This window comes from Rhodococcus sp. Z13 (genome assembly GCF_025837095.1).
In the GTDB taxonomy this organism is placed as follows: Bacteria; Actinomycetota; Actinomycetes; order Mycobacteriales; family Mycobacteriaceae; genus Rhodococcus; species Rhodococcus sacchari.
Genome location: NZ_CP107551.1, coordinates 3,632,662 through 3,652,682 on the forward strand (window position 1 = coordinate 3,632,662; position 20,021 = coordinate 3,652,682).

Annotated in this window: 18 protein-coding genes; 13 read left to right on the top strand and 5 right to left on the bottom strand. The window is 70.5% G+C overall.

Translation table 11 applies throughout. The features are described from left to right. Nucleotides 1-81 precede the first annotated feature (81 nt). The 4 genes from groL to htpG form a co-directional block, all read right to left on the bottom strand. On the bottom strand, nucleotides 82-1,704 hold the full coding sequence (groL, locus tag OED52_RS16640) for a chaperonin GroEL (RefSeq protein WP_264151948.1): 1,623 nt from the start codon (nucleotides 1,702-1,704) through the stop codon (nucleotides 82-84). A 247-nt stretch (nucleotides 1,705-1,951) separates the two neighbouring features. Next, entirely contained in the window at nucleotides 1,952-2,476 is a 525-nt protein-coding gene (locus OED52_RS16645; RefSeq protein WP_264151949.1) for a DUF6764 family protein, read from the bottom strand. 109 nt (nucleotides 2,477-2,585) lie between these two features. Further along, nucleotides 2,586-3,362: an HAD-IIA family hydrolase gene (locus tag OED52_RS16650; RefSeq protein ID WP_264151950.1), complete on the bottom strand. Its 777-nt coding sequence runs from the start codon at nucleotides 3,360-3,362 to the stop codon at nucleotides 2,586-2,588. Between the two features lie 31 nt (nucleotides 3,363-3,393). Next, entirely contained in the window at nucleotides 3,394-5,319 is a 1,926-nt protein-coding gene (gene htpG / locus OED52_RS16655) for a molecular chaperone HtpG (RefSeq protein ID WP_264151951.1), read from the bottom strand. 121 nt (nucleotides 5,320-5,440) lie between these two features. Between htpG and OED52_RS16660 the strand changes: the two genes are divergently transcribed. Continuing rightward, nucleotides 5,441-6,688, top strand: coding sequence for an NAD(P)/FAD-dependent oxidoreductase (locus OED52_RS16660; protein ID WP_264151952.1), 1,248 nt, complete (start codon nucleotides 5,441-5,443; stop codon nucleotides 6,686-6,688). Here OED52_RS16660 and OED52_RS16665 read toward each other — a convergent pair. Beyond that, nucleotides 6,612-7,241 carry a PadR family transcriptional regulator gene (locus tag OED52_RS16665; protein ID WP_264151953.1) on the bottom strand — a complete coding sequence of 210 codons (630 nt, stop codon included), beginning with the start codon at nucleotides 7,239-7,241 and terminating at the stop codon, nucleotides 6,612-6,614. The two genes, OED52_RS16660 and OED52_RS16665, sit on opposite strands and share 77 nt — an antisense overlap. 105 nt (nucleotides 7,242-7,346) lie before the next feature. Here OED52_RS16665 and OED52_RS16670 point away from each other — a divergent pair, with 105 nt between their 5' ends. From OED52_RS16670 to mnhG, 12 genes are all read left to right on the top strand, one after another. After that, nucleotides 7,347-7,871 carry a DUF1707 SHOCT-like domain-containing protein gene (locus tag OED52_RS16670; RefSeq protein WP_264151954.1) on the top strand — a complete coding sequence of 175 codons (525 nt, stop codon included), beginning with the start codon at nucleotides 7,347-7,349 and terminating at the stop codon, nucleotides 7,869-7,871. Nucleotides 7,872-7,965: 94 nt separating this feature from the next. Beyond that, nucleotides 7,966-8,430, top strand: coding sequence for an SRPBCC family protein (locus OED52_RS16675; RefSeq protein ID WP_264151955.1), 465 nt, complete (start codon nucleotides 7,966-7,968; stop codon nucleotides 8,428-8,430). An 84-nt stretch (nucleotides 8,431-8,514) separates the two neighbouring features. Next, nucleotides 8,515-9,237: a phosphatidylserine decarboxylase gene (locus tag OED52_RS16680; protein WP_264151956.1), complete on the top strand. Its 723-nt coding sequence runs from the start codon at nucleotides 8,515-8,517 to the stop codon at nucleotides 9,235-9,237. Continuing rightward, the gene (locus OED52_RS16685; RefSeq protein WP_264151957.1) at nucleotides 9,234-10,154 is read left to right on the top strand and encodes a CDP-alcohol phosphatidyltransferase family protein; all 921 of its coding nucleotides are present in this window, start codon (nucleotides 9,234-9,236) and stop codon (nucleotides 10,152-10,154) included. The genes OED52_RS16680 and OED52_RS16685 overlap by 4 nt, the downstream gene beginning before the upstream one ends. Nucleotides 10,155-10,175: 21 nt before the next feature. Further along, nucleotides 10,176-12,359: an AAA family ATPase gene (locus OED52_RS16690; protein WP_264151958.1), complete on the top strand. Its 2,184-nt coding sequence runs from the start codon at nucleotides 10,176-10,178 to the stop codon at nucleotides 12,357-12,359. Nucleotide 12,360: 1 nt separating this feature from the next. After that, nucleotides 12,361-13,554, top strand: a complete 1,194-nt coding sequence (locus OED52_RS16695) for a hypothetical protein (RefSeq protein WP_264151959.1) — start codon at nucleotides 12,361-12,363, stop codon at nucleotides 13,552-13,554. A gap of 199 nt (nucleotides 13,555-13,753) precedes the next feature. After that, nucleotides 13,754-16,591: a Na+/H+ antiporter subunit A gene (locus OED52_RS16700; RefSeq protein WP_264151960.1), complete on the top strand. Its 2,838-nt coding sequence runs from the start codon at nucleotides 13,754-13,756 to the stop codon at nucleotides 16,589-16,591. Further along, nucleotides 16,588-17,304: a Na(+)/H(+) antiporter subunit C gene (locus tag OED52_RS16705; RefSeq protein ID WP_264151961.1), complete on the top strand. Its 717-nt coding sequence runs from the start codon at nucleotides 16,588-16,590 to the stop codon at nucleotides 17,302-17,304. Before OED52_RS16700 ends, OED52_RS16705 begins: the two co-directional genes overlap by 4 nt. Beyond that, a complete protein-coding gene (locus tag OED52_RS16710; protein ID WP_264151962.1) occupies nucleotides 17,301-18,890 on the top strand; it encodes a Na+/H+ antiporter subunit D in 1,590 nt (529 codons plus the stop codon). The genes OED52_RS16705 and OED52_RS16710 overlap by 4 nt, the downstream gene beginning before the upstream one ends. Beyond that, complete coding sequence (locus OED52_RS16715; protein ID WP_264154738.1) at nucleotides 18,890-19,438, top strand: Na+/H+ antiporter subunit E; 549 nt, start codon at nucleotides 18,890-18,892, stop codon at nucleotides 19,436-19,438. The genes OED52_RS16710 and OED52_RS16715 overlap by 1 nt, the downstream gene beginning before the upstream one ends. Then, nucleotides 19,435-19,695 (top strand): monovalent cation/H+ antiporter complex subunit F, encoded by a 261-nt coding sequence (locus tag OED52_RS16720; RefSeq protein WP_264151963.1) that lies wholly within the window; start codon nucleotides 19,435-19,437, stop codon nucleotides 19,693-19,695. Before OED52_RS16715 ends, OED52_RS16720 begins: the two co-directional genes overlap by 4 nt. Further along, nucleotides 19,692-20,009, top strand: a complete 318-nt coding sequence (gene mnhG / locus OED52_RS16725) for a monovalent cation/H(+) antiporter subunit G (protein WP_264151964.1) — start codon at nucleotides 19,692-19,694, stop codon at nucleotides 20,007-20,009. Before OED52_RS16720 ends, mnhG begins: the two co-directional genes overlap by 4 nt. Nucleotides 20,010-20,021 lie beyond the last annotated feature (12 nt).

A 20,021-nucleotide genomic window follows, 5' to 3' on the forward strand; every position in this document is an offset into this window, starting at 1 on the left:
AGGTCCGGTGCAGGGGCTGCCGAGACGGCACGAGGCCCGATCCCGTGACGGGATCGGGCCTCGTGTGGCGCTAGGGGCGGATCAGAAGTCCATGCCGCCCATGCCGCCGGTCGGATCGGCCGCGGGGGCAGCCTTCTCCGGCTTGTCGGCGACGACGGCCTCGGTGGTCAGGAACAGAGCCGCGATCGACGCAGCGTTCTGCAGCGCCGAGCGGGTGACCTTGACCGGGTCGTTGATGCCCGCAGCGAGCAGGTCCTCGTACTCTCCGGTCGCAGCGTTGAGGCCGTGGCCGGCCTCGAGGTTGCGGACCTTCTCAGCGACGACGCCGGGCTCGAGGCCGGCGTTGAAGGCGATCTGCTTCAGCGGAGCCTCGAGGGCGACCTTGACGATGTTGGCACCGGTGGCCTCGTCACCCTCCAGCTTGAGGTCGTCGAGAACCGGAGCGGCCTGCAGCAGGGCCACGCCACCACCGGCGACGATGCCCTCCTCGACGGCAGCCTTCGCGTTGCGGACGGCGTCCTCGATGCGGTGCTTGCGCTCCTTGAGCTCGACCTCGGTCGCAGCACCGGCCTTGATGACGGCGACGCCGCCGGCCAGCTTGGCGAGGCGCTCCTGCAGCTTCTCGCGATCGTAGTCCGAATCCGACGCCTCGATCTCGGCGCGGATCTGGTTGACGCGGCCGGCGATGGCGTCGGGGTCGCCCGCGCCCTCGACGATGGTGGTCTCGTCCTTGGTGACGACGACCTTGCGGGCCTGGCCGAGCAGCTCGATGCCGGCGGTCTCGAGGGAGAGGCCGACCTCTTCGCTGATGACCTCGCCACCGGTGAGGATGGCGATGTCGGCGAGCATGGCCTTGCGGCGGTCACCGAAGCCCGGAGCCTTGACGGCGACCGACTTGAAGGTGCCACGGATCTTGTTGAGGACCAGGGTGGACAGAGCCTCACCCTCGACGTCCTCGGCGATGATCAGCAGCGGCTTGCCCGACTGGATGACCTTCTCGAGCAGCGGCAGCAGGTCCTTGACCGAGGAGATCTTGGAGCTGACGAGCAGGATGTACGGATCCTCGAGAACCGCCTCCTGACGCTCGGCGTCGGTGGCGAAGTAGAGGGAGATGTAGCCCTTGTCGAAGCGCATGCCCTCGGTCAGCTCGAGCTGGAGGCCGAAGGTGTTCGACTCCTCGACGGTGATGACGCCTTCCTTGCCCACCTTGTCGATGGCCTCGGCGATGAGCTCACCGATCGCGGAATCACCGGCCGAGATACCGGCGGTGGCAGCGATCTGCTCCTTGGTCTCGACCTCCTTGGCGGTGTCGAGCAGCTTGGCGGTGACGGCCTCGACGGCCTTCTCGATGCCGCGCTTCAGGCCGAGGGGGTTGGCACCCGCAGCAACGTTGCGCAGACCCTCGCGGACGAGCGCCTGGGCGAGCACGGTAGCGGTGGTGGTGCCGTCACCCGCGACGTCGTCGGTCTTCTTGGCAACTTCCTTGACCAGCTCGGCGCCGATCTTCTCGTACGGATCCTCGAGCTCGATCTCCTTGGCGATGGACACACCATCGTTGGTGATCGTGGGAGCGCCCCACTTCTTCTCGAGAACGACGTTGCGACCCTTGGGGCCCAACGTCACCTTGACTGCGTCGGCGAGGCTGTTGAGGCCACGCTCGAGGCCGCGACGGGCCTCTTCGTCGAACGCGATGATCTTGGCCATTGCGAAGTGATCCTCCGGGTATGGGGGTGACACCGGAGCGATCGCTCGTCGGATCGCTCCATGTACGCCTTCGGCCGGAAGCAGTGCCCGCGACGGACGACCAGGGGTGTCGAAAACCCGGTCTCACCCTACCGACCTGGCACTCACGTGTTGCGAGTGCTAAGTGCATTCTTAGCACTCGGGGGTGGTGAGTGCAAGATTACAGGCACCCACCACCCCCGTCACGAAATCCGCGGATCCGGGCCGATCAGCGCAGGGTGGACCCCAGCCCGAGGGCGCACCACCGACCGGTCGCCGTGTTGACCGCGAAGGACTGCGCACCCACGCACGTCACGCCCGTCGTGTCCGCCGTCGCACCCGAACCCCAGCCCGCCACGGACAGGGTGATCGCCGGGCCCTCCGCCCACGAGTGGCTCAGGCCGCCGCCGAGCGCGTAGGCGAAGGAACGGCCACCGCCGCGCGCCGCGCTCAGGGCGGTACCGAAACCGGTCGCGTGGGCCTCCGCGGCGCCGGCCGACTCGGCCACCGACACCGCGGTGCCGCTGTCGGCCGCGTAGGAGCGGGCGAAGGCGTCGGTGGCGGTCGCGCCGCAGCTGGCCGTCTCGGACACGAGGATCTCGTTCGGCGAGGGCGGCGACACGCACGTCACCGGCGCCGCCGCGGCGGTCCCGGTGCCGAGGACCGCGGCCGAGGCCACGCCCAGGGCGACCAGCACGCCGGCACGGAGCGAGCGGCGGGCGGTGAGAAGGGAACGGAAGGAACGAATGGACAAGAACGGCTCCTCTGCGCTGGAAGTGCCCCACGCGGCATGCGGCGGCGAGACGAGGGCTGACCCCCGGGCGTAGGGTACCGACCACACCCCGCGCGCGCGAGAGCGCATGTCACAGACGCGCGAGGAGCTCCGGCAGATCCGCCACGGAATCGAGGACGTGGTTCGGCCGCTCGACCGCGAGGTCGAGCACCGACTGCCGAAACTTGCCCGTACGCACCAGGATTCCCGTCATACCGAGCCGCTGACCGGGCAGCACCTCGCCGGCGAGATCGTCCCCGACGACGACCATCCGATCCGGTTCGACACCCATGCGCTCCGCCGCGACGAGGAAGCCGCGCATCGACGGTTTGCCGACCGTGACGACCGAGCGGCGGGTGAGCTCCTCGAGCCCGGCGAGATAGACCCCGGTGTCGACGCGCAGCCCGTCGGACGCCTGCCACGACAGCGCACGGTGCATCGCGACCACGGGCACCCCGTCGAGCATGAGATCGGCGACGCGGCTGATCGCCCGGTGACCGAACACGTCGCCCGCACCGCCGAGGATCACGACCTCGGGATCGGTGTCGTCGAGCGGGATCCCGTCGAGATCCTCGGCGATATCGCCGTCGTTGAGCACCCAGCACCGCTGACCCGGATAGGTCTGCTGCACGTGCTCGGCGGTGAGGGAGACGGCGGTGACGATCTCGTCGGGATCGACCGGCATCCCGAGATCGGTGAGGCTCTGCGCGATCCGGACGCGGGTCCGCGAGGTGGTGTTGGTCAGGAACGCGCGCCGGATCCCGTCGGCCCGCAGCCGGGCCATGACGTCCGCCGCGCCCGGGACGGGCTGCCACTCCGTGACGAGAACACCCTCGATATCGAACAGCACACCGTCCACGCCTGCCATGTGTCGAGACTAGCCGCCCCGCACGGGCACGTCAGACGGTGCCGGCGAGACGCTCGGCGAGGATGCGGGTGAACCGCGCCGGATCCTCCACCTCACCGCCCTCGGCGATGAGGGCCATGCCGTGGAGCAGTTCCGCGATCTCGGCGAGCGAGGTGTCGTCGGGACGCTCGGCGTGGGCAGTGCGCAGCCCGGTCACGAGCGGGTGGCCGGGGTTGAGTTCGAGGATGCGCTTGACGCGCGGCACCGGCTGACCCGACGCCTTGTACATGCGCTCGAGCGCGGGCGACATGCTGAAGGTGTCGCCGACGATGCAGGCGGGCGAGGTCGTCAGGCGCGAGGACAGCCGCACGTCCTTCACCTGTTCCTTCAGCGCCTCCTTCATCCACGACAGCAGGTCGCCGAACTCCTTCTCCTTCTCCTCGCGTTCGGCCTCGGCGGCCTTCTTCTCGTCCTCGCTGCCGAGGTCCACCTCGCCCTTGGCGATGGACTGGAAACGCTTGCCCTGGTACTCCGGAACCGAGGTCACCCACATCTCGTCGACCGGGTCGGTGAGCAGCAGCACCTCGATGCCCTTGTCGCGGAACGCCTCCATGTGCGGGGAGCTCTCGAGCAGCTGACGCGACTCGCCGGTGAGGTAGTAGATCGCGTCCTGCCCCTCCTTCATCCGTTCGACGTAGGCGGCGAGGGTGGTCTGCTCCTCCTCGCTCGCGGTGGAGTCGAACGACGAGATCTCGAGCAGGGTCTCGCGGTTGTCGGTGTCGGAGATCAGGCCCTCCTTGAGGACCCGGCCGAACTCGCGCCAGAACTTCCCGTACTTGTCCCGGTCGTTGACCGCCATGTCCTTGATCGTCGACAGCACCTTCTTCGTGAGGCGGCGACGGATGGCGCGGATCTGCCGGTCCTGCTGCAGGATCTCACGGGATACGTTGAGCGACAGGTCCTGTGCGTCGACCACACCCTTGACGAAGCGGAGGTACTCGGGGACGAGGTCCTCGCAGTCGTCCATGATGAACACGCGCTTGACGTACAGCTGGACGCCGGTGCGGCGCTCGCGCGCGAACAGGTCGAAGGGTGCGTGCTCGGGGATGAACAGCAGCGCCTGGTACTCGAAGGTGCCCTCCGCCTTGAGCGGGATGATCTCGAGCGGCTCGTCCCAGGCGTGGGCGATGTGCTTGTAGAAGTCCTTGTACTCCTCCTCGGACACCTCGTCCTTCGGGCGCGCCCACAGCGCCTTCTGCGAGTTGAGGGTCTTCGTCTCGAAGCTCACCTCGTCGGTGCCGTCCTCGGACTTCGTGGTGCGCTGGACCTCCATGCGGATGGGCCAGGAGATGAAATCCGAGTACTTCTTGACGATCTCCTCGAGCTTCCACTGCGAGGTGTAGTCGTAGAGGTGGTCGTCGGTGTCCTCGGGCTTGAGGTGGAGGGTCACCGCGGTGCCCTGCGGGGCGTCGTCGACGTCGGCGATGGTGTAGGTGGACTCGCCGCTCGACTCCCAGCGGGTGCCGGTCTTCTCCCCCGCCTTGCGGGTGACGAGGGTGACCTTGTCGGCGACCATGAACGACGAGTAGAAGCCGATGCCGAACTGGCCGATCAGTTCCTCCGAGGCCGCGGCGTCCTTCGCCTCCTTCAGCTTCTGGCGCAGCTCCCCGGTGCCCGACTTCGCCAGGGTGCCGATGAGATCGACGACCTCGTCGCGGGTCATGCCGATGCCGTTGTCGCGGACCGTGAGGGTGCGGGCCTCCTTGTCCACCTCGAGTTCGATGTGGAGATCGGAGATGTCGACGTCGAGATCCTTGTCCCGGAAGGATTCCAGCCGGAGCTTGTCGAGAGCGTCGGACGCATTGGAGATCAACTCGCGCAGGAAGGTGTCCTTGTTCGAGTAGATCGAGTGGATCATCAGATCCAGCAGCTGTCGGGTCTCGGCCTGGAACTCACGCTGTTCGACGTTCGTACTCATCCTGGGTTCCCTTTCCACAAGCAGAACTTCCTCCGAAATAGTAGGTCGTCGTCGAGACCCGGCCCGAAGCGTGCTTCCGGTCCATGATGGAGATGCAGGCCCGTCGTCGAGGGAGGTTGCAATGACTGTTCGTCGAACGGTGGTCGTGGGTGCGGGGATCGTCGGACTGTCCACCGCGTGGTTCCTCCAGGACCGTGGCGTCGAGGTCACCGTCCTCGATCGGAAGGGAGTCGCGGCCGACGCGTCGTGGGGCAACGCCGGGTGGATCGCGCCGGCCCTCACGTTGCCGCTGCCCGAGCCGGGGGTGCTGCGGTACGGCCTCCGCTCGATGTTCCGGTCGTCGTCCCCGGTGTACGTGCCGCCCACCGCCGATCCGAAACTGCTGGCCTTCCTCGCCGACTTCGCGCGGCACTGCACGACCCGGCGCTGGACGTCGGCGATGGAGGTGTTCGCGCGCGCCAACCGCCTCGCGCTCGACGCCTACGACGATCTCGCCCGCAGCCCCGAGGGGGCGGTCGCCGAACCGACGCGGGTCGCCGATCCGTTCCTGGCGGCGTTCACCTCGAACGACGACCGCCGGTTGCTGGTCGAGGAGTTCGAACACGCACGGGCCGCCGGCAACGGGATCGACTTCGACCTGCTCGACACCGACACGCTGCACTCGCTCGAGCCGCTGCTCGGCGACGAGGTACGGGTGGGTATCCGCATCCGCGGCCAGCGCTACGTGGACCCGCCGCGGTTCGTCGAGTCGCTCGCCGAGTCGGTGCGGGCACGCGGCGGCGAGATCGTCGCCGGCGCCGAGGTGCACGACGTGCGGGACACCGGCCGCGGCGTCGAGGTGCTCGTCGACGACGGAGAGAACCACACCGCCGACGCGGTGGTGCTCGCGACCGGGGCGTGGCTGAACGCGCTCGCCCGCCCGTTCGGGGTGAGTACCCGGGTACAGGCCGGTCGCGGCTACAGCTTCAGTGTGCTGCCGGAGAGCATGCCGAAGAATCCGGTCTACTTCCCGGCGCAGCGGGTGGCGTGCACGCCGCTGCAGGACCGCTTCCGGATCGCGGGGATGATGGAGTTCCGCGCGCCGGAGACCCCGCTGGATCCGCGGCGGATCCGCGCGATCGTCGACGCCACCCGCCCGCTGCTGCGGGGCATCGACTGGGACGCCCGCCGGGAGGAGTGGGTGGGTTCGCGGCCGTGCACCGCCGACGGCCTGCCTCTGATCGGCGGCACCCGATCGGAACGGGTGTTCGTCGCGGGCGGCCACGGCATGTGGGGTGTGGCGCTCGGGCCGCTCACCGGCCGGTTGCTCGCCGGCGCTGTGACGGGAGAGCCGGATCCGCTGCTGCGGTCGTTCGATCCGCTGCGCTGACGGCCCCGGCCGGGTCGGTTCCGGTCGCTGCCGGGTCGAGGCCGAGCCGGTCACCGACACGCTCGAACCATTCGAGAACCGCCCGCTCGTAGAGGATCCCGAATTCGAGTGTGGCGGCGCCGTGCGGGGGCATCCACCCGGCGGCGAGTTCGCGTTCGTACTCCGCGAGCTGCTGCTCGTGACTCCTCCGGTGGGCGGCGAGCATCGCCGCGAGGCGTTCGGGGTGCAGGTGGTCGCCGAAGGCGACGGTGAGCAGCAGCGGGTAGCGGATGTTCTCGGCGCCCGGCTCCCGGTCGATCCACTCGGCGAAGGCGAGTCGCCCGGCATCGGTGAGCACGTAGGGCTTGCGGTCGCGCGGCCCCTTCTCCCCCGCCTCGATCAGGCCGGCGCGTTCCATCGCCGCGAGTTCCCGGTAGACCTGGCTGGTGGTGAGCGACCAGAACTTGCCGATGCGGGCCTGCGCGATCGACACCAAATCCCAGCCGGTCATGGGTCCTTCGTGCAGGAACCCGAGCAGCGACGCCGCCGTCGCGTTGAGGGGCCGAGCGGTCATCCGGGCACCTTTCCCGATCCGACACCGAAAGGGGTTGACATTCCACTGTGGCACATCCACCCTGGAATCAGGCGACATTCCACTGTGGAAGATCCGGAGGGCATCATGGAACCCTTGTCCGCCGCCCCGAACACTCCGGCCTCGCCCCTGCGCATCTCCGACGAGGAGCGGTCAGGACTGGTCGACGAGCTCGGCACCCACCTCACGGCCGGGCGCCTGACGATCTCCGAGTTCGACGACCGCGTGGCCACCGTCTACCGGGCGCGCACCCGGGCGGAGGCCGACACCGTCCTCGCCGACCTCCCCTCGGCCGATCCCTCCCCGGCACGGGCACCCCGTTCCGCCGCCCCGAGCACCGCCGGCAGGACCCGGCGCACGTTCGCGGGGCTGCCGCTGCACCAGCGCATCGAATGGGGCGGCTGGCTCGCCGCCGGCTCGGTGAATCTCGTCGTGTGGGCTCTGGTGTCGCTCGGGACCGGCTCGTTCGTCTACTTCTGGCCGGTGTGGGTGATCGTGCCGTGGGGTCTCGTGCTGGCCGTGCGCACCGGCCTGGGCCTCGAGGGGCCGCTCACGCACGGCGCACAGGTCCACCGGGGCGCACCGTACCCCCACTGCGGCCGTCGCGCGTGACGCCGTTCACATACTCCGCTAGGATCGTCGTCGATTCTGTTACTTCCAGTAGCAGACACCTGGTGTACGACCGACCGCTGGAACAGGAGTACCCGTGTCGAAGACCCTCGAGGCCACGATCGAGATCGCCGCATCCCCCGAGGCCGTGTGGGCGGTGGTGTCCGACCTGAAGCGGATGGGCGAGTGGAGCCCGCAGTGCCGCCGGATGATCGTCCGCGGAGGACCGGTCACCGAAGGCACCACCACGATCAACATCAACCGCAAGGGACTGCTGGTCTGGCCCACCACCGCCAAGGTCGTCACCTTCGAACCGGCCCGGCGCCTGCGCTTCCGCATCAACGAGAACCGCACCATCTGGTCGTTCGAACTCGAACCCACCGCCACCGGCACCCGGGTGGTGCAGCGCCGCGAGGCACCCACCGGGACGAGCAAGGTCTCGCAGACGCTGGTGAAGTACGTTCTCGGGGGCACCGAGGCGTTCGACGACGAACTGACGGCGGGCATGAACGCGACCCTCGCGCGGCTCAAGACCGAGATCGAGGCGAGCGCGAGGGTCTGACCTTCCGTTTTCGGCTCACGTACGCTGGAGTGCCTGCGGACCCCCGGTCCGCAGTACACAGATCTCCAGCGATAAGAGGAGCCCGTGGCACGAAAGCCGACACCCGCCGGAACCCCTCCCACCGGCGGTGTAGCCCACGTCGTCGACCTGGTCCGGCACGCGATCCCGCCGATGCACCCCGCAGGGATCCCCTTCGTCGCAGCACCCCTGGCGGTGGCGGCACTCGGCCGCCGCAGGTCGTGGGTGCGTCGCGCCGGCCTGGCCTCCGCCCTCGCGACCGCAACGTTCTTCCGGCACCCGCACCGAGTCCCGCCGAACCGGGTCGGGGTCGTCGTGGCACCCGCCGACGGTGAGGTCGCCCTCGTCGACAGCGCGGTCCCGCCCGCCGAACTCGGTCTCGGCGACGAGCCGCGGCGCCGCGTCAGCATCTTCCTGTCCGTGCTCGACGTGCACGTGCAGCGCAGCCCGGTCGGCGGCACCGTCCGCCAGGTCGTCCACACCCCGGGGAAGTTCCTGTCCGCCGATCTCGCCGACGCGAGCGAGGTCAACGAGCGCACCAGCATGCTGCTCGAGACCCGCGACGGCGCGGAGGTCGCCGTGGTCCAGATCGCCGGTCTCCTCGCGCGGCGCATCGTCAACGACGCGAAGGTCGGCGACACGCTGCCCATCGGCGACACCTACGGCCTGATCCGCTTCGGCTCGCGCGTCGACACCTACCTCCCGCCCGGCAGCACGCTGCTGGTCGAGCGCGGTCAGCGCACGATCGGCGCCGAGACCGTCATCGCCCAGCTGCCGTCGGTGTCGTGAGCCCCCACACGACGGGTTCGCGTGCCGCGGCCACCGACGGCCCGAACCGGAATCGTCCCAAGGTGGTCCGGCTGCTGCCGAGCGTGATCACGATCCTCGCGTTCTCCGCGGGACTGTCCGCGGTGCGCTTCGCCCTCGACGGGCAGCTCGGCACCGCGCTCGGCCTGGTCGGCGCCGCAGCCGTGCTCGACTCGCTCGACGGCCGGGTCGCACGCATGCTCGACGCGACCAGCAAGATCGGCGCCGAGCTCGACTCGCTGTCCGACGCCGTCGCCTTCGGTGTCGCACCGGCACTGGTGCTGTACGTGACGATGCTCGACGGCAGCCCCTTCGGCTGGGTCGTCGCCCTGCTCTACGCCGTGAGCCTGGTGCTGCGGCTCGCCCGGTTCAACACCCTCATCGACGACGACAGCGTCCCCGCCTACTCCCGCGAGTTCTTCGTCGGCGTCCCCGCCCCCGCGGCGGCGCTCGTCGCGCTCGCGCCGGTCGCCGCGTACATCCAGTGGGGCGACGGCTGGTGGACCTCCTACGGGCTGGTCGTGCTGTGGATCCTCGGCACCGCCGGTCTGGCGGTCAGCCGCATCCCCACCTACGCGATGAAGTCGGCGTCGGTGCCGGCGCGGCTCGCCGTGCTGCTGCTGGTGCTGGTCGCCGTGGCCGCCGCGGCGCTGGTCACCTATCCGTACATCCTCCTGCTGGTGCTGGTCGCGGTGTACCTCGCGCACATCCCGTTCGCGATCCGCTCCCGCCGCTGGGTGGCGGCCCGGCCCGAGACCTGGGACATCAAGCCCGCCGAGCGGCGCGCGATCCGCGCCCGCAACCGGGCCGAGCGCCCCCGCCGCGTCGGTGTGCGGCGCGTGAACACCACGACACGCTCCCAGGCGCGTCTGGGGCTGCGTCGCCCGCGCGGACGGTAGTCACGTTCTAGGCTCGGCGAGGTGACGACCCGACAACTCGCGCTGACCGTCCGACTCAACACGTCCGCCGCCGATTCCCGACGCGGGGTCGTCCGCCTCCACCCCGAGGCGCTCACCGCCCTGGGCCTGCGGGAATGGGACGGCATCGCGCTGGTGGGGGCGCGGCGCACCGCGGCGGTCGCCGGGTACGCTCCGGCCGGCACCCCGACCGGCACGATCCTGCTCGACGACGTGGTGCTGTCCAACACCGGTCTGCGGGAGGACGCCACCGTGGTCGTCGAACCCGTCACCGTCCACGGCGCCCGCACCGTCACCGTCACCGGCTCCGCTCTCGCGCGCCAGTCGATCCCCGAGACCACCCTGCGGCAGGCGCTGCTCGGCAAGGTCCTCACCGTAGGCGATGCGGTGTCGCTGCTGCCGCGCGATCTCGGTCCCGGCACCAGCAACGCCGAGACGACGCGCGCTCTGTCGCGGACCTTCGCGGTCGCGTGGACCACCGAACTGCTCACGGTCGCCGCCGTCGATCCCGCCGGTCCGGTCAGCGTCCAGCCGAACACCGCGGTGGTCTGGGGCGGTGCCGGCGTGCCGCTCGTCTCCTCCCCCGCTCCCACGCCCACCCCGGCCTACGCACCGGCGCCGGAGCAGGCCGGCCCACCAGCGCCCGCCGTCGAGGATCTCGTCGGGGTGCAGGCGCAGGTCGCCAAGCTCACCGAGTGGCTGACGCTGTCCCTCGACGAACCCGAACTGCTGCGCACCCTCAACGCCTCCCCGCACCTGGGGGTGCTGGTCACCGGCCCGGCCGGGGTCGGCAAGGCGACCTTCGTCCGCTCGGTGGTCGCCGGGCGCCGTCTCGTCGAGGTCGACGGCCCGAGCGTCGGAGCCCTCGCCGCCGAGGACCGGCTGCGGCGGGTCTCAGCTGCGGCCGAGACCGTCCGCAGCGGCGGGATCCTGCTGCTCACCGACGTCGACGCGCTCCTGCCCGCGGACGCCGATCCGGTCGCGACGCTGATCCTCGACGAGCTGCGGCGCGTCGTCGACACCGACGGTGCGGTGCTGATCGCGACCACCGCGCATCCCGACGACGTCGACCCCCGGCTGCGCGTCCCCGAGATCTGCGACCGCGAACTGTCGCTGCCGCTGCCCGACGGCGCCACCCGCCGGGCCCTGCTCGACGTGCTACTGCGCTCCGTCCCGGCCGACGGCCTCGACCTCACCGCCGTCGCCGGGCGCACCCCCGGTTTCGTCGCCGCCGACCTCGCCGCGCTGTGCCGCGAGGCCGCGCTGCGGGCGGCGTCCCGCGCGAGCCGCGAGTCGGAGGACCCCGTCCTCACGCAGGACGACCTGATCGGGGCACTCGGGGTGATCCGGCCGCTGTCCCGCTCCGGCACCGAAGAGCTGGCCATCGGCAGCGTGAGTCTCGACGACGTCGGCGACATGGTCGAGACCAAGCAGGCCCTCACCGAGGCGGTGCTGTGGCCGCTGCAGCATCCCGACTCGTTCGCCCGGCTCGGCGTCGACCCGCCGCGCGGGGTGCTGCTCTACGGCCCGCCCGGTTGCGGCAAGACCTATCTGGTGCGGGCGCTCGCCGGCACCGGGCGCCTGAGCGTCCACGCCGTCAAGGGCGCCGAGCTGATGGACAAGTGGGTCGGTGCCTCCGAGAAGGCGGTGCGCGAGCTGTTCCAGCGTGCCCGCAACTCCGCACCCGCCCTCGTCTTCCTCGACGAGGTCGACGCCCTCGCGCCGCGCCGCGGCCAGAGCTCGGACTCGGGGGTGTCCGACCGGGTGGTCGCCGCGCTGCTGACCGAGCTCGACGGTGTCGAACCGTTGCGCGACGTCGTGGTGGTGGGTGCGACGAACCGCCCCGACCTGATCGACCCGGCCCTGCTGCGTCCCGGCCGGCTCGAGCGGCTGGTGTTCGTGCCGCCGCCGGACGAGGAGGCGCGCGCGGAGATCCTGCGGACCGCCGGGCGGTCGGTGCCGCTCGCCGAGGACGTCGACCTCGCCGCCCTGGCCGCCGACCTCGACGGCTATTCGGCGGCGGACTGCTCGGCGCTGCTGCGGGAGGCCGCCCTCGCCGCGATGCGGCGGCACGTCGACGCCGCGGTGGTCACCGCCGAGGACGTCGCCGTCGCCCGCGAGAAGGTGCGGCCGTCGCTGGATCCGGTGCAGGTCGCGCACCTGCAGGCGTACGCGGAGGGCCGCTGACGTGTCGGCTTCCACCGCGGTCCGGGTCGCCGGGCCGGCAGCGGTCCTCGCCGCCTTCCTCGCCGCCGGTGTCGCCGTGCTCGTCCTCGCGATCGGTGAGTCCGTGCTACCTGCTGCGACCCGCAGCGAGGCCGGGCCCGTCGTCTCGGCGGTCCTGGCCGTGCTCGCGGCGGCGGGTCTGCAACGCACCGGGTCGCGGCGCACCGCGTGGGCGCTGGCCGCCGGCGCGGTGGTGGTGCTGGCCTCGGTCCGCTATCTGGTCCCCGCCGACGCCTCGGCCGACACCCTCACCGTCATGGGTCTGGTGGTCGCCGCGACGACCGGTGTGCTGCTCGGCGCCGCGACCGCCGCGGCCTGGGGGTCCCCGGACGGCCAGTGGGTGCTCGTCGCCGGGGGCTGGTCCGCCTTCCTCGTCGCCGCGGCCGTCGGCACCGAGATCCCGTTCGAGGTCGTGCGGTGGACGGTGCCTCAGTGGACGCTGGTCGTCGCGCTCGTCGCGACCCTCGCCGCGGCGCTGACGATTCCCGTCGGGATGCGGGTGCAGCGCGCCGATCCGCGCCTGCTCGCGATGGCGATCGGGGCGGCGGCCGTCCTGTCGGTGGGCTACCTCCTGCTCGGCGACCTGGTGTCCGACCGGGCGACGAGCGCCGGGCTGTTGTCCTGGCTGATCGTCGGGGGTGCCCTCACCGTCACCGTCGTCGGCGCCGAGATCACCGCGCGGGTCGTGGCGCCGGGTGACGACCGGTTCGTCCTCACCGTCACCGGTGCCCTGGCCGCGTCCTATCCGATGGTCGCGGAGGTGTGGTCGGGCATGCAGACGTCGATCATGCCGTGGTGGGTGCTGCTCGTCGTGGTCGCCGCGGTGGTCGCCGGGGTGCGGCTGGCCGGCTACATGCCCTACGCGCTACCCGGCCTGCTGCTCGCGGCGGCGGTGACGGCGGCGACGGTGTGGTGGCCGGACGAGATCGGCGACGGGATCCCGCTGGCGGTGCGGGCCGCGCTCGTCGCGCTCGGGACGGGACTGGCGCTCGGGGCGTCGCTGCCGGGGTCGACGTCGGTGGCCGCGCTGGGTCTGGCATTGCCGGTGCCGATGGCCGCGGTGATCGGCGCGGTGTGGGTGATGCCCGCCGATCCGAAGTGGGTCGTTCTCGCGCTGGTCGCCACCGCCTCGGTGTGCGCCTGGCAGGTGCGCTAGCGAATTCCTCGCAACCCCCCGATTCGCAAGTCTGTGAAGACTGCCGTTAGGATGGTCACATCCGTTTTGCCCGATGGCGAGCGGCGTGCATGTCGGGGCGTTCCCCGTTTCGGCGGTGTGCCGTGCGCTGTGTGGACAGCAAGGCGAACAGCCGATCAGCTTCACCCCGCCGACAGGCCCGACCCCGACGGAGTGCCATTTGCTCGCCATACTCGTCGCCCACGCGGTCGCCGCACTTCTGGCGCCGCCCCTGGTCAGAGTCATGGGGAGAAACGCGTTCCTACCGCTGGCGCTGGTGCCGCTCGCGAGCCTGGGCTGGGTGGTCGCGCACTGGGGCACCGAGCAGCGGGTGCAGATCACCTGGGCCTCGACCCTGTCGATGGACCTCGACCTGCGCTTCGACACCCTCGCGTCGATCATGTGCGTGCTGGTCCTCGGTATCGGCGCGCTGATCCTGCTCTACTGCTCCCGCTACTTCGAGGACGACGAACCCCGGCTCGGGCTCTTCGCCGCCGAGATGGTCGCCTTCGCCGGTGCGATGTTCGGCCTGGTCGTCAGCGACAACATGCTGCTGCTCTACACCTTCTGGGAACTGACCTCGGTGCTGTCGTTCCTGCTGGTCGGGCACTACGCCGAACGCGCCTCGAGCCGCCGCGCCGCCACCCAGGCCCTGCTCGTCACCACCGCCGGTGGCCTCGCGATGCTCGTCGGCATCATCGTCCTCGGAGAGCTGGCGGGCAGCTACAACCTCTCCGACGTCGTGGCCACGGCCCCGCACGGATGGCTCGCCGGGGTGGCGATCGTCCTCGTCCTCGTCGGTGCCCTGTCGAAGTCCGCGGTCGTGCCGCTGCACTTCTGGCTCCCGGGCGCGATGGCCGCCCCCACCCCGGTGTCCGGCTACCTGCACGCCGCGGCCATGGTCAAGGCCGGTATCTACCTCGTCGCGCGCCTGGCACCCGGCTTCGCCGACAGCCCCGCGTGGAAACCCATCGTCATCGGTCTCGGCCTGGCGTCGATGATCCTCGCCGGCTGGCGGGCCTTCCGCGCCTTCGACCTCAAGCTCATCCTCGCCTTCGGCACCGTCAGCCAGCTCGGTTTCCTCACCGCGCTGGTCGGCACGGGCAGCCGCGAGGCGGCCCTCGCCGGCATCGCGATGATGATCGCGCACGCCATGTTCAAGGCCTGCCTGTTCATGATCGTCGGCATCATCGACCACGCCACCGGCACCCGCGACATCCGCAAGCTCGCGCACCTCGGCAAGGCCGCCCCCTTCCTGGCGGTCCTCGCGATCATGGCGGCGTCGAGCATGGCCGGCCTGCCCGTCTTCTTCGGGTTCGTCGCGAAGGAGGCCGCGCTCGAATCCGAGCTGGTCGCGGTGGTGCTCCCGGAGTGGGCGCGCATCGTGACGACCGCGGGCATCGTGGTGGGCTCGATCCTCACCCTCGCCTACAGCATCCGGTTCGTGTGGGGCGCCTTCGGCCGCAAGCAGCTCAAGCGCCCGAGCCCGGCGGTGGAGGGCATGCACGCCCCCGGTGCGCTGCTGCTGACCGCGCCGACGATCCTCGCCTTCGCGGGCCTGGCCGCCGGTTTCGCGGCGCCGTGGATCGACCACCTGATCAGCCCCTACGCCGACACCCTCCCGACCGACCTGGCGAAGCCCTACCACCTCGCGCTGTGGCACGGCTTCACTCTGCCGCTGGGCCTGACGGCCGTGGTGATCGCCGGTGGTATCGCGCTGTATCTCGCGCACCGCACCATCGCCCGGCTGCGCTTCGAGCACCCGCCGCTCGGCAACGCCGACCGCATGTACGACGCGACGCTGCGCGGCATGGACACCCTCTCGCTGCGCCTGACGGCCTTCCTGCAGCGCGGTTCGCTGCCGCTGACGCAGGCGACGATCCTCATCACGCTGGTACTGCTGCCCACCACCCTGATGCTCTTCTTCGGGATGAGCGCGATGCCCGCGACGCGGCCCTGGGACTCGGTGTGGCAGCTCGCGGTGGGCGTGATCATCGTGGTCGCCGCGATCACCGCGACGGTGCTGCGCAACCGCCTCGGCGGCGTCCTCGTCGTCGGTGTGACGGGCTACGGCCTCGGCGTGCTGTTCGCGCTGCAGGGCGCCCCCGACCTGGCGCTCACCCAGTTCCTCGTCGAGACCGTCACGCTGGTGATGTTCGTGCTGGTGCTGCGCAAGCTGCCGGCCGAGGTGGATCCGAGCTCCGTGGCGCGCAGCAAGCCGGCCCGCGCCCTCCTCGGCATCGTGGTGGGTCTGGCGGTCGCCGGGCTCGGCGCCTTCGCCGTGGTCGCCCGCTCCGCCGAACCGGTCTCGGTGCTGCTGCCCGACGCCGCCTACTACGGCGGTCACGGCAAGAACGTCGTCAACGTCCTGCTCGTCGACATCCGCGCCTGGGACACCCTCGGCGAGATCTCGGTGCTGCTCGTCGCCGCGACCGGCGTGGCCAGCCTGGTGTTCCGCACCCGCCGGTTCGGCAGCGCACCCCGCGTCGCCGACGCGCCCGCCGCGCAGCTCGACGCGCTGTCCTCCAGCAACGAGACCACCTGGCTGCTCGGCGGCGACCTCATCGATCCGCGGCACCGCTCCCTCATCCTCGAGGTGACCACCCGTCTGGTGTTCCCGACGATGATGGTGCTGTCGGTCTACTTCTTCTTCTCCGGACACAACGCACCCGGTGGCGGGTTCTCCGGCGGTCTCGTCGCCGGTCTGGCGCTCGTGCTGCGGTACCTCGCCGGAGGACGCTACGAGCTCGGAGAGGCGGTTCCCATCGACGCCGGAAAGATCCTCGGCCTCGGCCTGACCTTCGCAGCCGGCACCGCGCTGGTGTCGATGTTCCTCGGCGCCCCGGCACTGTCGTCGGCGGTCCTCGAGGTGACCCTGCCGGTTCTCGGCGACATCAAGGTCGTCACGGCCCTGTTCTTCGATCTCGGCGTCTACCTCATCGTCGTCGGCCTGATCCTCGACGTGCTCCGCAGTCTCGGTGCCCGTCTCGACGCCGAGAACGTGGGTGAGACCCGATGAGCGCGAACCTCACGCTGCTGGGCATCGTCGCGGTGCTCGTCGCCGCCGGCGTCTACCTGCTGCTCGAACGCAGCATCATCAAGATGCTGCTGGGCCTGCTGCTGGCCGGCAACGGCATCAACCTGCTGGTGCTCACCCTCGGCGGCCCGGCCGGGCGCGCCCCGGTGATCGGCACCGGCAGCGACCTGCACGAGGGCATGGCCGACCCGCTGGCGCAGGCGATGATCCTCACCGCCATCGTCATCACGATGGGTGTCGCGGCGTTCGTGCTGGCGCTGACCTACCGGTCCTACACCTTCCGTGCCCGCGACGAGGTCGAGAACGACCCCGAGGACACCCTGGTGTCGCAGCGGCGTCGGCTGGCCGATCTGCCCTCGCGCGACCGGTCCGACGACCCGCTCACCGGCGAGCCGAGCAAGAGCGGCGACGCGTTCGACGCCGCAGGTAATCCGATCCCGCTCGACCAGCTCAAGAACATCGAGGACCTCGAGGTCTACGAGGACCTGCACGACGGCGACTTCGACGATCCCACCGACTCCGCGTACACGCAGTACCCGGACGACCCCGGTGAGGGCACCGGCGGGAACACCGAGGCCGGGAAGGCCGGCGGGGACACCGAGGCCGGGAAGGCCGGCAGGGACACCGAGGCCGGGAAGGCCGGCGGGGACGACGACAAGGACGACGCGACGAGCGGGAAGGAGGACCGCCGATGAACCTCGGCCCCGCACACCTCATTCCCCTGCCCGTCCTCATCCCCCTCCTCGCCGCGGCCGTGACCCTCATCCTGGGCCGCCGCCCGCGCGCCCAGCGGTGGGTCACCGTCGCGGCGCTCGTCGCCTCGCTCGTCGTGGCGGTGGCGCTGCTGTACTACGCCGACGCCGACGGCATCGCGGTCCTGCAGATCGGTGGGTGGGAGGCGCCGATCGGCATCTCGCTCGTCCTCGACCGCCTCGCTGCGTTGATGCTGCTGGTCTCGGCGATCGTGCTGCTGTCGGTCATGCTGTTCGCCGTCGGGCAGGGTATCCACGACGGCAACGAGCAGCAGCCGGTGTCGATCTTCCTACCCACCTATCTGGCGCTGACCGCGGGCGTCAACATCGCCTTCCTCGCCGGCGACCTGTTCAACCTGTTCGTCGGCTTCGAGGTGCTGCTCGCCGCGTCGTTCGTGCTGCTGACGCTCGGGGCGAGCGCCGACCGTGTCCGCGCCGGCGTCTCGTACGTGATGGTCTCGATGGTGTCGTCGCTGGTGTTCCTCATCGGCATCGCCCTCGCCTACGCCGCCACCGGCACGCTGAACCTCGCGCAGATGGCCGTCCGCATGGACGACATCGCCCCCGGCACCCGGGTGGCGATCTTCGGGGTGCTGCTCGTCGCCTTCGGCATCAAGGCCGCTGTCTTCCCGCTGTCGTCCTGGCTGCCCGACTCCTATCCCACCGCGCCCGCGCCGGTCACGGCGGTGTTCGCCGGTCTGCTCACCAAGGTCGGTGTGTACGCGATCATCCGCGCCCACACCCTGCTGTTCCCGGGCGGGGAGCTCGACGACGTCCTGCTCGTCGCGGGTCTGCTCACGATGATCGTCGGCATCCTCGGCGCCATCGCGCAGAACGACATCAAGCGTCTGCTGTCGTTCACCCTGGTCAGCCACATCGGCTACATGATCTTCGGGGTGGCGTTGTCGTCGCAGACCGGCCTGGCCGGTGCGGTCTACTACGTCGGCCACCACATCCTCGTGCAGACCACCCTGTTCCTCGTCGTCGGCCTGATCGAACGACAGGCCGGATCGGCGTCGCTGCGGCGCCTCGGCAGCCTCGCCCTGATGAGTCCGCTGCTGGCGATCCTGTTCCTGATCCCGGCGCTCAACCTCGGCGGCATACCGCCCTTCTCCGGTTTCATCGGCAAGGTCGCGTTGCTGCAGGCCGGCGCCGAGGACGGTTCGGTGCTGGCCTGGGTGCTCGTCGCCGGCGGTGTCGTGACCAGCCTGCTCACCCTCTACGTCGTGGCCCGCATCTGGACGAAGGCGTTCTGGCGGGCCCGCGCCGACGCCCCCGAGGGCGACCTCGCCGACATCGGCCCGTCCGCGCTGATCGACGAGTCCGCCACCGACATCTCCTTCGAGGACCGCCCCGACGTGGGGCGGATGCCCGCGGCGATGCTCGTGCCGACGGTGTGGCTGGTCGTGATCGGGGTGTCGCTGACGGTGTTCGCCGGCCCGCTCCTGGACATCAGCAACCGGGCCGCGGCGAACCTGCGCGACCGCTCCGTCTACATCGAGGCCGTGCTGGGGGGTGAGCAGGGATGATGAAACGCTCCACCGTTCTGCGGTTGTTCGTGCTGGGGTGGATGACCCTGGTGTGGATGCTGCTGTGGGGCACCTTCAGCATCGCGAACGTCCTCGGCGGCCTGGTCGTGTCGATCCTGATCATGACGGTGCTGCCGCTGCCGCGGGTGCCCGTCGAGGGTCGTCTGCACGTGATGTCCGCGCTGCGGCTCGGCGGGGTGATCTTCGTCGAGACGATCCGGTCGACGATCAACGTGGCGTGGCTGGCGGTCCGGCCCGCCCCGCCGCCGGTGACCGGGGTGCTGCGCTGCCGGCTGACCATCAAGTCCGACCTGGTGCTCACGCTGTGGACGGACATCATGAACAACATCCCCGGCACCATGGTCCTCGAGATCGACCAGGCCCGCCGCATCGTGTACGTGCACGTCCTCGACGTGAGCACCGACCGGGCCGTCGCCGACTTCTACCGGTCGGCGCGGCTGATCGAACGGCTCCTCGTCGACACGTTCGAGCGCGAGTCGGAATGGCAGGCCAGCCCGTGGCGCAGCGGAACGGAGGAACTGACGTGACCGTGATGCTCACGATCTCGGGGACGCTGCTGTTCGCGGCGGCGCTCCTGATCACCTACCGCATGGTCGCGGGCCCGAATTCCCTGGACCGGTTGGTCGCGGTCGACGCGCTGCTCGCCCTGGGGATCTGCGGGATCGCGGTCTGGGCGGTGTACACCCGCGACACCACCGTCCTCCCCGCGACCGCCGCGCTGGCTCTGGTCGGGTTCATCGGGTCGGTGTCCGTCGCACGATTCCGGGTGCGTGACGACCAGTGAGCACGATCCTCGACGTCTTCGCGCATGTCCTGATCCTCATCGGGGCACTCGTCTCACTGACCGCCGCGATCGGCGTGGTGCGTTTCCGCGACACCCTGTCCCGCATGCATCCCGCGACGAAACCGCAGGTGGTGGGTCTGCTGTTCGTGCTCGGCGGGGCGATGATCGCGCTGCGCGGCTCGGTCGACATCTGGCTGATGGCGCTGGCGGGCATGTTCATGGTGCTCACCGCACCGGTGATCGCCCACCGCATCGGCCGCGTCGCCTACCGCGAGCAGCTCGGCCGCGACGGTCTGCTCGACGAGGACGCCTGACCGGAACCGGCC

Bases quoted from the DNA above. Each gene is read 5' to 3' on its own strand.
- OED52_RS16705 (WP_264151961.1), top strand. From the start codon at position 16,588: ATGAGCGCGAACCTCACGCTGCTGGGCATCGTCGCGGTGCTCGTCGCC.
- OED52_RS16665 (WP_264151953.1), bottom strand. From the start codon at position 7,241: ATGACCGCTCGGCCCCTCAACGCGACGGCGGCGTCGCTGCTCGGGTTC.
- htpG (WP_264151951.1), bottom strand. From the start codon at position 5,319: ATGAGTACGAACGTCGAACAGCGTGAGTTCCAGGCCGAGACCCGACAG.
- OED52_RS16710 (WP_264151962.1), top strand. From the start codon at position 17,301: ATGAACCTCGGCCCCGCACACCTCATTCCCCTGCCCGTCCTCATCCCC.
- OED52_RS16715 (WP_264154738.1), top strand. From the start codon at position 18,890: ATGAAACGCTCCACCGTTCTGCGGTTGTTCGTGCTGGGGTGGATGACC.
- OED52_RS16660 (WP_264151952.1), top strand. From the start codon at position 5,441: ATGACTGTTCGTCGAACGGTGGTCGTGGGTGCGGGGATCGTCGGACTG.
- OED52_RS16670 (WP_264151954.1), top strand. From the start codon at position 7,347: ATGGAACCCTTGTCCGCCGCCCCGAACACTCCGGCCTCGCCCCTGCGC.
- OED52_RS16650 (WP_264151950.1), bottom strand. From the start codon at position 3,362: ATGGCAGGCGTGGACGGTGTGCTGTTCGATATCGAGGGTGTTCTCGTC.
- groL (WP_264151948.1), bottom strand. From the start codon at position 1,704: ATGGCCAAGATCATCGCGTTCGACGAAGAGGCCCGTCGCGGCCTCGAG.